Genomic DNA, 13,918 nt, shown 5'->3' with positions numbered 1-13,918 from the left:
CCACGGACCATTTGCAATGGTGAACAATATGACCGACTTAACCGCGCAAGAAGCCGCCTGGCAGACACGGGATCACCTGGATGACCCAGTCGTTGGCGAACTGCGCAACCGTTTTGGGCCGGATGCCTTTACTGTTCAGGCCACCCGCACCGGGGTACCCGTTGTTTGGGTGAAGCGTGAACAATTACTGGAAGTGGTCGATTTCCTCAAGAAATTGCCAAAACCTTACGTCATGCTGTTTGACTTACACGGCATGGATGAACGTTTGCGTACCCACCGCCAGGGCCTCCCTGCTGCGGATTTTTCCGTTTTCTACCACCTGATCTCAATAGACCGCAACACGGATATCATGCTCAAGGTGGCATTGTCTGAAAACGACATGCATCTGCCGACGATCACCAAACTTTTCCCGAACGCCAACTGGTACGAGCGTGAAACCTGGGAAATGTTCGGCATGACCTTCGACGGCCACCCACACCTGACGCGCATCATGATGCCGCAGACCTGGACCGGCCACCCGCTGCGTAAAGACTACCCGGCACGTGCAACTGAATTCGATCCGTTTGAGCTGACCAAAGCCAAGCAGGATCTGGAGATGGAAGCGCTGACCTTCAAGCCGGAAGACTGGGGCATGAAGCGCGGTACCGAAAACGAGGACTTCATGTTCCTCAACCTCGGTCCAAACCACCCGTCTGCGCACGGTGCATTCCGTATTATTCTTCAGCTTGATGGCGAAGAGATTGTCGACTGCGTGCCTGACATCGGCTACCACCACCGTGGTGCTGAGAAGATGGGCGAGCGTCAGTCCTGGCACAGCTACATTCCGTATACCGACCGTATCGAGTACCTCGGCGGCTGCGTAAACGAAATGCCATACGTGCTGGCCGTTGAGAAACTGGCGGGTATCACCACGCCGGATCGCGTTAACGTGATTCGTGTCATGCTGTCAGAGCTGTTCCGTATCAACAGCCACCTGTTGTACATCTCCACGTTCATTCAGGACGTCGGCGCGATGACCCCGGTCTTCTTTGCCTTTACCGACCGTCAGAAAATCTACGATCTGGTGGAAGCGATTACCGGTTTCCGTATGCACCCGGCCTGGTTCCGTATCGGCGGTGTGGCACACGATCTGCCGCGCGGCTGGGACCGCCTGCTGCGTGAGTTCCTCGACTGGATGCCAAAACGTCTGGCGTCTTACGAGAAAGCCGCGCTGCGTAACACCATCCTGAAAGGCCGTTCCCAGGGCGTTGCCGCCTACGGCGCGAAAGAAGCGCTGGAGTGGGGTACGACAGGTGCAGGTCTGCGTGCGACCGGTATTGATTTCGACGTGCGTAAAGCCCGTCCTTACTCTGGCTACGAGAACTTCGACTTTGAAGTCCCGGTGGGCGGCGGTGTTTCCGACTGCTACACCCGCGTGATGCTGAAAGTAGAAGAGCTGCGCCAGAGTCTGCGCATCCTCGAGCAGTGCCTCAACAACATGCCGGAAGGCCCGTTCAAGGCGGATCACCCGCTGACGACGCCGCCGCCGAAAGAGCGCACGCTGCAACATATCGAAACCCTGATCACCCACTTCCTGCAGGTTTCCTGGGGTCCGGTCATGCCGGCGCAAGAATCCTTCCAGATGATTGAAGCGACCAAGGGTATCAACAGTTACTACCTGACCAGCGACGGCAGCACCATGAGCTACCGTACCCGCGTGCGTACGCCAAGCTTCGCGCACCTGCAGCAGATCCCGGCGGCCATTCGCGGCAGTCTGGTCTCCGACCTGATTGTGTATCTGGGTAGTATCGATTTTGTTATGTCAGATGTGGACCGCTAATTATGCACGAGAATCAACAACCACAGACCGAGGCTTTTGAGCTGAGTGAAGCAGAACGTGCCGCCATTGAGCACGAGATGCACCACTACGAAGACCCGCGTGCGGCGTCCATTGAAGCGCTGAAAATCGTACAGAAACAGCGTGGCTGGGTGCCGGATGGGGCGATCTACGAGATCGCAAAAGTGCTGGGTATTCCGGCAAGTGACGTAGAAGGCGTAGCCACGTTCTACAGCCAGATCTTCCGTCAGCCGGTTGGCCGCCATGTGATCCGCTACTGTGACAGCGTTGTCTGCCACATTACCGGCTATCAGGGCATTCAGGCTGCGATTGAGCAGAAGCTCAATATCAAGCCGGGCCAGACCACGTTCGATGGACGCTTTACTCTGCTGCCAACCTGCTGCCTGGGTAACTGCGACAAGGGGCCGACCATGATGATTGATGAGGACACTCACAGCCATCTGACGCCGGAAGCGATTCCTGACCTGCTGGAGCAGTACAAATGAAAACTGTAATTCGTACTGCTGAGACGCATCCGCTGACCTGGCGTCTGCGCGATGACAAACAGCCGGTATGGCTTGAAGAATACGAAAGCAAAAACGGCTATGCCGGTGCGCGTAAAGCCCTCGGCGGCATGGCGCCGGATGACATCGTTAACGCGGTAAAAGACTCCGGCCTGAAAGGGCGCGGCGGTGCGGGCTTCTCCACCGGTCTGAAGTGGAGCCTGATGCCGAAAGACGAATCCATGAACATCCGTTACCTGCTGTGTAACGCCGATGAAATGGAGCCGGGCACCTATAAAGACCGCCTGCTGATGGAACAGCTGCCGCACCTGCTGGTGGAAGGCATGCTGATTTCCGCGTTTGCGCTGAAAGCGTACCGTGGCTACATCTTCCTGCGCGGTGAGTACATCGAAGCGGCAGAAAACCTGCGTCGCGCGATTGACGAAGCCACCGAAGCGGGTCTGCTGGGCAAAAACATCCTGGGCACCGGGTTTGACTTCGAACTGTTCGTGCACACCGGTGCAGGGCGTTATATCTGCGGTGAAGAAACCGCGCTGATTAACTCTCTGGAAGGCCGCCGCGCGAACCCGCGTTCCAAGCCACCGTTCCCGGCAAGCTCCGGCGTATGGGGTAAACCGACCTGCGTAAACAACGTTGAAACCCTGTGTAACGTTCCGGCTATCCTCGCCAACGGCGTGGAGTGGTATCAGGGCATCTCTTCAAGCAAAGATGCCGGTACCAAGCTGATGGGCTTCTCTGGTCGCGTTAAAAATCCTGGCGTCTGGGAACTGCCGTTCGGTACGACCGCACGCGAAATTCTTGAAGACTACGCGGGCGGCATGCGCGATGGCCTGAAATTCAAAGCCTGGCAGCCGGGTGGGGCAGGGACAGACTTCCTGACCGAAGCCCACCTTGACCTGCCAATGGAGTTCGAAAGCATTGGTAAAGCAGGCAGCCGTCTGGGTACGGCGCTGGCGATGGCCGTCGACCACGAGATCGGCATGGTTTCGCTGGTGCGTAACCTGGAAGAGTTCTTCGCCCGTGAGTCCTGCGGCTGGTGTACACCGTGCCGTGACGGTCTGCCGTGGAGCGTGAAGATCCTGCGCGCCATCGAGCGTGGCGAAGGTCAGCCTGGCGATATCGAGACGCTTGAGCAACTGTGTCGATTCTTAGGTCCGGGTAAAACCTTCTGCGCCCACGCACCGGGTGCCGTCGAGCCGCTGCAGAGCGCGATTAAATATTTCCGCGACGAATTCGAAGCAGGCATCAAGCAGCCGTTCAGCAATACCCATTCAATCAATGGGATTCAGCCGAACCTGCTGAAAGCGCGCTGGTAAAAACAGAATTTTGATTAACGCTCGGTTTCGACCGAGACAACTGGAAGCATGCTAATGGCTACGATTCATGTAGACGGCAAAGAATACGAAGTCAACGGGGCGGACAACCTGCTGGAAGCTTGTCTGTCTCTTGGCCTCGATATTCCGTACTTTTGCTGGCATCCGGCGCTGGGCAGCGTCGGTGCTTGCCGCCAGTGTGCGGTGAAGCAATATCAAAACGCGGAAGACACGCGTGGTCGCCTGGTGATGTCCTGTATGACGCCAGCCACCGAAGGCACCTTTATTTCGATTGATGACGAAGAAGCGAAACAGTTCCGCGAAAGCGTAGTGGAGTGGTTGATGACCAACCACCCGCACGACTGTCCGGTCTGTGAAGAGGGCGGTAACTGCCACCTTCAGGATATGACCGTGATGACCGGCCACAGCTTCCGTCGCTATCGCTTTACCAAGCGTACCCACCGTAACCAGGACCTGGGGCCGTTCATCTCTCACGAAATGAACCGTTGCATCGCCTGCTACCGCTGCGTGCGTTACTACAAAGACTACGCAGACGGTCAGGATCTGGGCGTGTATGGCGCACATGACAACGTCTACTTCGGTCGTCCGGAAGACGGTACGCTTGAAAGCGAATTCTCCGGTAACCTGGTAGAAATCTGCCCGACCGGCGTATTCACGGATAAAACCCACTCCGAGCGTTACAACCGTAAATGGGACATGCAGTTTGCGCCAAGCATCTGCCAGCAGTGTTCCCTCGGCTGTAACACCAGCCCGGGTGAGCGTTACGGCGAACTGCGCCGTATCGAAAACCGTTACAACGGTACCGTTAACCACTACTTCCTGTGCGACCGCGGTCGTTTCGGCTATGGCTATGTGAACCTGAAAGACCGTCCGCGTCAGCCGGTTCAGCGCCGTGGCGACGACTTCATTACCCTGAACGCTGAACAGGCGATGCAGGGCGCGGCAGATATTCTGCGCCAGTCGAAGAAAGTGATCGGTATCGGCTCCCCGCGCGCCAGCATCGAAAGCAACTTCGCGTTGCGCGAGCTGGTTGGGGCGGAAAACTTCTATACCGGTATCGCCCAGGGCGAGCAGGAACGTCTGCAGCTGGTACTGAAAGTGCTGCGTGAAGGCGGTATTCATACCCCTGCGCTGCGCGAAATTGAATCTTATGATGCGGTCCTGGTGCTGGGTGAAGACCTGACGCAGACCGGCGCACGCGCGGCTCTGGCGGTTCGTCAGGCGGTGAAGGGTAAAGCACGTGAAATGGCAGCGGCGCAGAAAGTGGCCGACTGGCAGATTGCGGCGATCCTGAACATCGGCCAGCGCGCGAAGCATCCTCTGTTTGTAACCAACGTTGACAATACCCGTCTGGACGACATCGCGGCGTGGACCTACTGCGCACCGGTTGAAGATCAGGCGCGCCTTGGCTTTGCGATTGCCCACGCGCTGGACAGCAGCTCACCGGCTGTTGAGCTGGATCGCGACCTGCAGAACAAGGTCGACGTGATTGTTCAGGCCCTGGCGGGTGCGAAAAAACCGCTGATTATTTCCGGGACCAACGCCGGTAGCGCCGAGATCATACAGGCGGCAGCCAACGTTGCCAAAGCCCTGAAAGGCCGCGGTGCGGACGTCGGTGTGACCATGATTGCCCGTGCGGTGAACAGCATCGGTCTGGGCATGATCGGTGGCGGCTCGCTGGAAGAAGCGTTAAGCGAACTGGAATCCGGTTCAGCTGATGCCGTTGTGGTGCTGGAAAACGACCTGCATCGCCACGCCTCCGCTGCTCGCGTTGACGCCGCGCTCTCGAAAGCGCCGCTGGTGATGGTGATTGACCATCAGCGCACCGCGATCATGGACAAAGCGCACCTGGTGCTCTCTGCGGCAAGCTTCGCAGAAAGCGACGGTACGGTTATCAACAACGAAGGCCGCGCGCAGCGTTTCTTCCAGGTTTATGACCCGGCGTACTACGACAGCAACACCGTGATGCTGGAAAGCTGGCGCTGGCTTCACTCCCTGCACAGCACCGTGCAGAGCCGTGAAGTGGACTGGACGCAGCTCGACCACGTTATCGACGCGGTAGTCGAAAAACTGCCTCAGCTGGCCGGCATTAAAGATGCCGCGCCTGAAGCAAGCTTCCGCATTCGCGGCCAGAAACTGGCGCGTGAACCGCACCGTTACAGCGGCCGTACCGCGATGCGCGCTAACATCAGCGTGCACGAACCGCGCCAGCCGCAGGATAAAGACACCATGTTCGCCTTCTCCATGGAAGGGAACAACCAGCCGTCTGCGCCGCGTTCGCAAATCCCATTCGCATGGGCACCGGGCTGGAACTCCCCGCAGGCATGGAACAAGTTCCAGGCTGAAGTGGGTGGGTCCCTGCGCCACGGCGATCCGGGCGTGCGTTTGATTGAAGCCTCCGAAACCGGTCTGGACTTCTTCACCACCGTACCGGCGAGCTTCCAGGCGCAGGATGGCAACTGGCGTATCGCGCCGTACTACCATCTGTTCGGTAGCGACGAGCTGTCCCAGCGTTCACCGGTCTTCCAGACCCGTATGCCGCAGCCGTACATCAAGCTCAACCCGGCGGATGCCGCGAAGCTTGGCGTTAACGCGGGCGCAATCATTGCCTTTAGCTATGACGGCCAGACAATCAGCCTGCCGCTGATCATCTCCGAAGGTCTGACAGCAGGGCAGGTGGGTCTGCCAATGGGTATGCCTGGCATCGCGCCGGTACTGGCGGGTGCGCGTCTTGATAACCTGCAGGAGGCAAAAGCATGAGTTGGTTAACGCCGGATCTTATCGACATCCTGCTGAGCATTCTGAAAGCGGTTGTGATTCTGCTGGTGGTGGTCACCTGCGGCGCGTTCATGAGCTTTGGTGAACGTCGTCTGCTCGGTCTGTTCCAGAACCGTTACGGACCGAACCGCGTGGGCTGGGGTGGTTCACTCCAGCTGGTCGCGGACATGATCAAGATGTTCTTTAAAGAGGACTGGATCCCACGCTTCTCGGACCGCGTGATCTTTACTCTGGCACCCATGATCGCCTTCACCTCGCTGCTGCTGGCGTTTGCTATCGTTCCGGTCAGCCCGACCTGGGTGGTTGCTGACCTGAACATCGGCATTCTGTTCTTCCTGATGATGGCAGGCCTCGCGGTTTACGCGGTGCTGTTCGCAGGCTGGTCCAGTAACAACAAATACTCGCTGCTGGGTGCGATGCGTGCTTCCGCGCAGACGCTGAGCTACGAAGTGTTCCTGGGTCTCTCCCTGATGGGCGTGGTGGCGCAGGCCGGTTCATTTAACATGACCGACATCGTCAACAACCAGGCCGACATCTGGAACGTTATCCCGCAGTTCTTTGGGTTTATTACCTTTGCTATCGCGGGCGTGGCGGTGTGTCACCGTCACCCGTTTGACCAGCCAGAAGCCGAACAGGAACTGGCCGACGGTTACCACATTGAATATTCCGGTATGAAATTCGGTCTGTTCTTCGTGGGCGAGTACATCGGTATCGTCACCATTTCCGCGTTGATGGTAACGCTGTTCTTTGGTGGCTGGCATGGCCCGTTCTTACCGCCGTTCATCTGGTTCGCGCTGAAAACCGCGTTCTTCATGATGATGTTCATTTTGATTCGTGCGTCCTTACCGCGTCCGCGTTATGACCAGGTAATGTCCTTCGGCTGGAAAGTGTGCCTGCCGCTGACGCTCGTCAACTTGTTGGTAACGGCGGCTGTCATTCTCTGGCAGCAGCCATAAGGGGCTTTAGACCATGACCTTAAAAGAATTATTAGTAGGTTTCGGCACCCAGGTACGCAGTATCTGGATGATCGGCCTGCACGCGTTTGCCAAACGCGAAACCCAGATGTACCCGGAAGAGCCGGTATATCTGCCGCCGCGCTACCGTGGCCGTATCGTGCTGACGCGCGACCCGGACGGTTCCGAGCGCTGCGTTGCCTGTAACCTGTGTGCGGTAGCGTGTCCGGTAGGCTGTATCTCTCTGCAGAAAGCCGAGACGGTAGACGGCCGCTGGTACCCTGAGTTCTTCCGCATCAACTTCTCACGCTGCATCTTCTGCGGTCTGTGTGAAGAAGCGTGCCCAACCACGGCGATTCAGCTGACTCCAGACTTCGAGCTGGGTGAGTACAAGCGTCAGGACCTGGTGTACGAGAAAGAGGATCTGCTGATTTCCGGTCCGGGCAAATACCCGGAATATAACTTCTACCGGATGGCGGGTATGGCAATCGACGGCAAAGATAAGGGCGAAGCAGAGAACGAAGCTAAGCCTATCGACGTCAAGAGCCTGTTACCGTAAGGAGAGGGCAATGGAATTCGCTTTTTATATCTGTGGCCTTATCGCCATCCTGGCTACGCTGCGAGTGATCACGCACACCAATCCGGTGCATGCGCTGCTGTACTTAATCATCTCGCTGCTGGCCATTTCCGGGGTGTTCTTTGCGCTGGGCGCGCACTTCGCCGGTGCGCTGGAAATCATCGTCTACGCGGGTGCCATCATGGTGCTGTTCGTGTTCGTGGTGATGATGCTGAACCTGGGCGGCTCTGAAATTGAGCAGGAACGTCAGTGGTTAAAACCGCAGGTGTGGATTGGTCCGGCAATTCTGTCGGCCATCATGCTGGTGGTGATTGTTTACGCCATTCTGGGCGTGAACGATCAGGGCATCGACGGTACGCCTATCAGCGCTAAGACAGTGGGTATTGCTCTGTTTGGCCCTTACGTTCTGGCGGTTGAACTGGCGTCAATGCTGCTGCTGGCAGGTCTGGTTGTTGCCTTCCACGTTGGCCGCGAAGAGCGTGCTGGCGAGGTGCTGAGCAACCGCACTGATGACCGCGCGAAAAGAAAAACGGAGGAGCGCGCATGATCCCCTTAACACATGGACTGATCCTCGCTGCGATTTTGTTCGTTCTGGGCTTAACCGGTCTGGTTATCCGCCGCAATCTGCTGTTTATGCTGATTGGTCTGGAAATCATGATTAACGCCTCCGCGCTGGCCTTCGTGGTCGCCGGGAGCTACTGGGGCCAGGCCGACGGTCAGGTGATGTACATTCTCGCCATCAGCCTCGCGGCTGCCGAAGCGAGTATTGGCCTGGCGCTGTTGCTGCAGCTCCATCGTCGCCGCCAGAACCTGAACATCGATTCAGTAAGTGAGTTGCGTGGATGAACATGCTTGCCTTAACCATTATTTTTCCGCTGATTGGCTTCGTGCTGCTGGCGTTTTCTCGCGGCCGCTGGTCTGAGAATCTGTCTGCGACCGTGGGTATCGGCTCAATCGGTCTGGCTGCGCTGGTCACAGCGTATGCGGGTATCGACTTCTTTAACAACGGCCGCCAGCCTTTTAGCGTGCCGCTGTGGACCTGGATGTCGGTCGGTGATTTCAACATCGGTTTCAACCTGGTGCTGGACGGCCTCTCGCTGACCATGCTCTCCGTGGTCACCGGCGTGGGCTTCCTGATCCACATGTTCGCCTCCTGGTATATGCGCGGTGAAGAAGGTTTCTCCCGCTTCTTCGCCTACACCAACCTGTTTATCGCCAGCATGGTTGTTCTGGTGCTGGCCGATAACCTGCTGTTGATGTACCTGGGCTGGGAAGGCGTGGGTCTGTGTTCTTACCTGCTGATCGGTTTCTACTACACCGATCCGAAGAATGGCGCAGCGGCCATGAAAGCGTTCGTCGTGACCCGCGTGGGTGACGTGTTCCTCGCTTTCGCGCTGTTCATTCTTTACAACGAACTGGGCACGCTGAACTTCCGCGAAATGGTGGAACTGGCGCCGGCGCACTTCGCAGCAGGCAACAACATGCTGTGGTGGGCAACGCTGATGCTGCTGGGTGGCGCCGTGGGTAAATCCGCGCAGCTGCCGCTGCAGACGTGGCTGGCCGACGCGATGGCGGGTCCAACCCCGGTCTCCGCGCTGATCCACGCCGCGACCATGGTAACCGCCGGTGTCTACCTGATTGCGCGTACCCATGGCCTGTTCCTGATGACCCCGGAAATTCTGCATCTGGTGGGTATCGTCGGTGCGGTCACGCTGGTGCTGGCAGGCTTTGCCGCGCTGGTGCAGACCGACATCAAACGCGTTCTCGCGTACTCCACCATGAGCCAGATTGGCTATATGTTCCTGGCGCTGGGCGTTCAGGCATGGGACGCAGCCATTTTCCACCTGATGACGCACGCGTTCTTTAAAGCGCTGCTGTTCCTCTCATCCGGTTCGGTGATCCTGGCCTGCCACCATGAGCAGAACATCTTCAAAATGGGCGGACTGCGTAAGTCCATCCCGCTGGTGTATGTCTGCTTCCTGGTGGGCGGCGCGGCGCTGGCGGCACTGCCGCTGATCACCGCGGGCTTCTTCAGTAAGGACGAAATCCTTGCGGGTGCCATGGCGAATGGTCATATCAATCTGATGGTTGCGGGTCTGGTCGGTGCGTTCATGACCTCCCTGTATACCTTCCGTATGATTTTCATCGTATTCCACGGTAAAGAACAAATTCACGCTCACGCAGGGAAGGGGATCACCCACCACCTGCCGCTGATTGTGCTGCTGGTACTCTCCACCTTCGTTGGCGCAATGATTGTGCCACCGCTGCAGGGCGTACTCCCGGCGACAACCGAGCTTGAGCACGGTCGCGTTCTGACGCTTGAAATCACCTCCGGTGTGGTCGCTATTGCGGGCATCCTCATCGCTGCATGGCTGTGGCTGGGTAAACGTACGCTGGTGACTGCCGTTGCCAACAGTGCGCCAGGCCGTCTGCTGGGCACCTGGTGGTACAACGCGTGGGGCTTCGACTGGCTGTACGACATGATCTTCGTTAAGCCGTTCCTGGGCATTGCGTGGCTGGTTAAGCGCGACCCACTGAACAGCCTGATGAACATCCCGGCGATCCTCTCCCGCTTTGCAGGTAAAGGCCTGCTGTACAGCGAGAACGGTTATCTGCGCTGGTATGTGGCATCCATGAGCATCGGTGCGGTTGTCGTGCTGGCGCTGCTGATGGTATTGCGTTGATCGTTAAGTGAATTTTATTCGAATTCGTTGAAAATCAGGCCCCTGTAGGGGGCCTTAAAAAGGAATGTAAATCGCCATGTTACTACCCTGGCTAATATTAATTCCCTTCATCGGCGGCTTCCTGTGCTGGCAGACTGAACGCTTTGGCGTGAAGATGCCGCGCTGGATCGCGCTGATTACCATGGGATTGACGCTCGCGCTTGGCCTGCAACTCTGGTTGCAGGGCGGTTACTCACTGACCCAGTCTGCGGGCATTCCGCAGTGGCAGTCTGAGTTCATCCTGCCGTGGATCCCGCGTTTCGGCATTACGATCCACCTCGCGATTGACGGTCTGTCGCTGCTGATGGTGGTGCTGACCGGCCTGCTCGGCGTTCTGGCGGTACTCTGCTCCTGGCGAGAAATCGAAAAATACCAGGGCTTTTTCCACCTGAACCTGATGTGGATCCTGGGCGGCGTGATCGGCGTGTTCCTTGCCATCGACATGTTCCTGTTCTTCTTCTTCTGGGAGATGATGCTGGTGCCGATGTACTTCCTGATCGCGCTGTGGGGCCATAAGGCGTCCGACGGTAAAACGCGCATCACGGCGGCAACCAAGTTCTTCATCTACACCCAGGCGAGCGGTCTGGTGATGTTGATTGCGATTCTGGCGCTGGTGTTCGTGCATTACAACGCGACCGGTGTCTGGACCTTCAACTATGAAGAGCTGCTGAAGACCCCGATGTCTCACGGCGTTGAATACCTGCTGATGCTGGGCTTCTTCATCGCGTTTGCGGTGAAAATGCCGGTAGTTCCGCTGCACGGCTGGCTGCCAGACGCGCACTCTCAGGCACCAACGGCAGGTTCCGTTGACCTGGCGGGCATCTTGCTGAAAACGGCGGCCTACGGTCTGCTGCGTTTCGCGCTGCCGCTGTTCCCGAATGCCTCCGCAGAGTTCGCACCGATTGCCATGTGGCTCGGCGTGATCGGTATCTTCTACGGCGCGTGGATGGCCTTCACGCAGTACGACATCAAGCGTCTGATTGCCTACACCTCCGTTTCCCACATGGGCTTCGTGCTGATTGCGATCTACACCGGCAGCCAGCTGGCGTACCAGGGCGCGGTCATTCAGATGATTGCGCACGGCCTGTCCGCCGCGGGTCTCTTCATCCTGTGCGGTCAGCTGTACGAACGTCTGCACACCCGCGACATGCGTATGATGGGCGGCCTGTGGGGCAAAATGAAATGGCTGCCAGCGCTTTCCATGTTCTTCGCGGTTGCCACCCTGGGTATGCCGGGCACCGGTAATTTCGTCGGCGAATTTATGATTCTGTTCGGCAGCTTCAAAGTGGTTCCGATGATTACCGTCATCTCCACCTTTGGCCTGGTGTTCGCTTCCGTGTACTCGCTGGCGATGCTGCACCGCGCTTACTTCGGTAAAGCGAAGAGCGAAATTGCTGCACAAGAACTGCCGGGGATGTCGCTGCGCGAGCTGTTCATCATCCTGCTGCTGGTCGTACTGCTGGTGCTGTTGGGCTTCTATCCGCAGCCGATTCTGGATACCTCGCATAGCGCGATGGGCAACATCCAGCAGTGGTTTGTTAATTCTGCTTCTACTACAAGGCCGTAATTCGCCATGACAATAACTCCACAACAACTGATCGCGCTGCTACCGCTGCTGATCGTCGGATTGACGGTGGTGGTTGTGATGCTCTCCATTGCGTGGCGACGCAATCACTTCCTGAATGCGACCCTGTCCGTTTTGGGTCTGAACGCTGCGTTAGTCTCCCTCTGGTTTGTTGGCCAGGCGGGCGCGATGGACGTCACGCCGCTGATGCGCGTTGACGGTTACGCCATGCTGTACACCGGTCTGGTGCTGCTGGCGAGCCTGGCAACCTGCACCTTTGCGTACCCGTGGCTTGAAGGCTACAACGACAACAAAGAAGAGTTTTACCTGCTGGTACTGATTGCCGCACTGGGCGGCATTCTGCTGGCGAACGCGAACCACCTGGCCGCGCTGTTCCTCGGTATTGAGCTGATCTCACTGCCGCTGTTCGGCCTGATTGGTTACGCCTTCCGCCAGAAACGCTCTCTGGAAGCGGCGATCAAGTACACCATCTTGTCCGCTGCTGCCTCGTCGTTCCTGCTGTTCGGTATCGCGCTGCTGTACGCACAGACGGGTAATCTCTCCTTCCTGGCCATCGGCAAGAGCCTCGGCGACGGCATGCTGCACGAGCCGCTGCTGCTGGCGGGTCTGGGCATGATGATTGTTGGCCTCGGCTTCAAGCTCTCTCTGGTGCCGTTCCACCTGTGGACGCCAGACGTATACCAGGGCGCGCCTGCTCCGGTGTCGACCTTCCTGGCGACGGCGAGCAAAATCGCTATCTTCGGTGTGGTCATGCGTCTGTTCCTGTACGCACCGGTAGGTGACAGCGAAGCGGTTCGCGTGGTGCTGGGCATTATCGCGTTCGTCTCCATCATCTTCGGTAACCTGATGGCGCTGAGCCAGACCAACATCAAGCGTCTGCTGGGCTACTCGTCTATCTCCCACCTGGGCTACCTGCTGGTGGCGCTGATTGCGCTGCAGAGCGGCGAGATGTCGATGGAAGCCGTGGGCGTGTATCTGGCGGGTTACCTGTTCAGCAGCCTCGGCGCGTTCGGCGTGGTGAGCCTGATGTCCAGCCCATACCGCGGCCCGGATGCGGATTCACTGTTCTCCTACCGTGGTCTGTTCTGGCACCGTCCGATTCTGTCTGCGGTGATGACCGTGATGATGCTCTCGCTGGCGGGTATCCCGATGACGCTGGGCTTTATCGGTAAGTTCTACGTGCTGGCAGTCGGTGTTCATGCGGGTCTGTGGTGGCTGACGGCGGGTGTCGTTATCGGCTCCGCGATTGGTCTCTACTACTACCTGCGCGTGGCGGTGAGCCTGTACCTGAGCGCACCTCAGCAGCTCAACCGCGATGCACCGACCAACTGGCAGTACAGCGCCGGTGGTATTGTGGTGCTTATCTCTGCGCTGCTGGTGCTGATCTTCGGTATCTATCCGCAGCCGCTGATTGATATCGTGCAGCGTGCGATACCGCTGATGTAAGGTAAAAGCAAAAAGGCAACGAAAGTTGCCTTTTTTAATGTTTGCGCCCTCTCCCGTGGGAGTGTACAGTCCGGGGACATGGTAGACAGGTGTTCGGGGACATGGTGAACACTTTTTAACATCCTTTACCCATGGTGATCGACTTTTTCTTCAGGTCGATCACCCCCACTTTCGTGCTGTAC

General features: G+C 57.7%; 12 protein-coding genes. 11 read left to right on the top strand and 1 reads right to left on the bottom strand.

What is annotated here, in order from left to right:
* Window positions 1-16: 16 nt before the first annotated feature.
* The 11 genes from nuoC to nuoN all read left to right on the top strand — a co-directional run bounded on the left by nuoC (window position 17) and on the right by nuoN (window position 13,736).
* The gene (nuoC, locus tag K5E19_RS08730) at window positions 17-1,819 is read left to right on the top strand and encodes an NADH-quinone oxidoreductase subunit C/D (protein ID WP_089597912.1); all 1,803 of its coding nucleotides are present in this window, start codon (window positions 17-19) and stop codon (window positions 1,817-1,819) included.
* Between the two features lie 2 nt (window positions 1,820-1,821).
* Window positions 1,822-2,322, top strand: a complete 501-nt coding sequence (gene nuoE, locus K5E19_RS08725; RefSeq protein WP_119937089.1) for an NADH-quinone oxidoreductase subunit NuoE — start codon at window positions 1,822-1,824, stop codon at window positions 2,320-2,322.
* Window positions 2,319-3,656: an NADH-quinone oxidoreductase subunit NuoF gene (gene nuoF, locus K5E19_RS08720; RefSeq protein ID WP_221550860.1), complete on the top strand. Its 1,338-nt coding sequence runs from the start codon at window positions 2,319-2,321 to the stop codon at window positions 3,654-3,656. Before nuoE ends, nuoF begins: the two co-directional genes overlap by 4 nt.
* 54 nt (window positions 3,657-3,710) lie before the next feature.
* Entirely contained in the window at window positions 3,711-6,434 is a 2,724-nt protein-coding gene (nuoG, locus tag K5E19_RS08715) for an NADH-quinone oxidoreductase subunit NuoG (protein ID WP_221550859.1), read from the top strand.
* On the top strand, window positions 6,431-7,408 hold the full coding sequence (nuoH, locus tag K5E19_RS08710; RefSeq protein WP_010433351.1) for an NADH-quinone oxidoreductase subunit NuoH: 978 nt from the start codon (window positions 6,431-6,433) through the stop codon (window positions 7,406-7,408). Before nuoG ends, nuoH begins: the two co-directional genes overlap by 4 nt.
* A gap of 13 nt (window positions 7,409-7,421) precedes the next feature.
* Entirely contained in the window at window positions 7,422-7,964 is a 543-nt protein-coding gene (gene nuoI, locus K5E19_RS08705; RefSeq protein ID WP_010433353.1) for an NADH-quinone oxidoreductase subunit NuoI, read from the top strand.
* A 10-nt stretch (window positions 7,965-7,974) separates the two neighbouring features.
* Window positions 7,975-8,529 (top strand): NADH-quinone oxidoreductase subunit J, encoded by a 555-nt coding sequence (gene nuoJ / locus K5E19_RS08700; protein ID WP_126544369.1) that lies wholly within the window; start codon window positions 7,975-7,977, stop codon window positions 8,527-8,529.
* On the top strand, window positions 8,526-8,828 hold the full coding sequence (gene nuoK / locus K5E19_RS08695; protein WP_006176506.1) for an NADH-quinone oxidoreductase subunit NuoK: 303 nt from the start codon (window positions 8,526-8,528) through the stop codon (window positions 8,826-8,828). The genes nuoJ and nuoK overlap by 4 nt, the downstream gene beginning before the upstream one ends.
* A complete protein-coding gene (gene nuoL, locus K5E19_RS08690) occupies window positions 8,825-10,666 on the top strand; it encodes an NADH-quinone oxidoreductase subunit L (RefSeq protein WP_221550858.1) in 1,842 nt (613 codons plus the stop codon). The genes nuoK and nuoL overlap by 4 nt, the downstream gene beginning before the upstream one ends.
* A 76-nt stretch (window positions 10,667-10,742) precedes the next feature.
* Window positions 10,743-12,272, top strand: a complete 1,530-nt coding sequence (gene nuoM, locus K5E19_RS08685; protein WP_089597916.1) for an NADH-quinone oxidoreductase subunit M — start codon at window positions 10,743-10,745, stop codon at window positions 12,270-12,272.
* Window positions 12,273-12,278: 6 nt separating this feature from the next.
* Window positions 12,279-13,736, top strand: a complete 1,458-nt coding sequence (nuoN, locus tag K5E19_RS08680) for an NADH-quinone oxidoreductase subunit NuoN (RefSeq protein ID WP_126544372.1) — start codon at window positions 12,279-12,281, stop codon at window positions 13,734-13,736.
* A gap of 115 nt (window positions 13,737-13,851) precedes the next feature.
* Here nuoN and K5E19_RS24230 read toward each other — a convergent pair.
* Window positions 13,852-13,918: hypothetical protein (locus tag K5E19_RS24230; protein WP_240516136.1), on the bottom strand; the 67-nt coding region annotated here is incomplete at its 5' end.

The organism is Enterobacter sp. RIT637 (genome assembly GCF_019718755.1).
Lineage (GTDB): Bacteria > Pseudomonadota > Gammaproteobacteria > Enterobacterales > Enterobacteriaceae > Enterobacter.
This window is presented reverse-complemented; position numbering and strand designations above follow the sequence as displayed.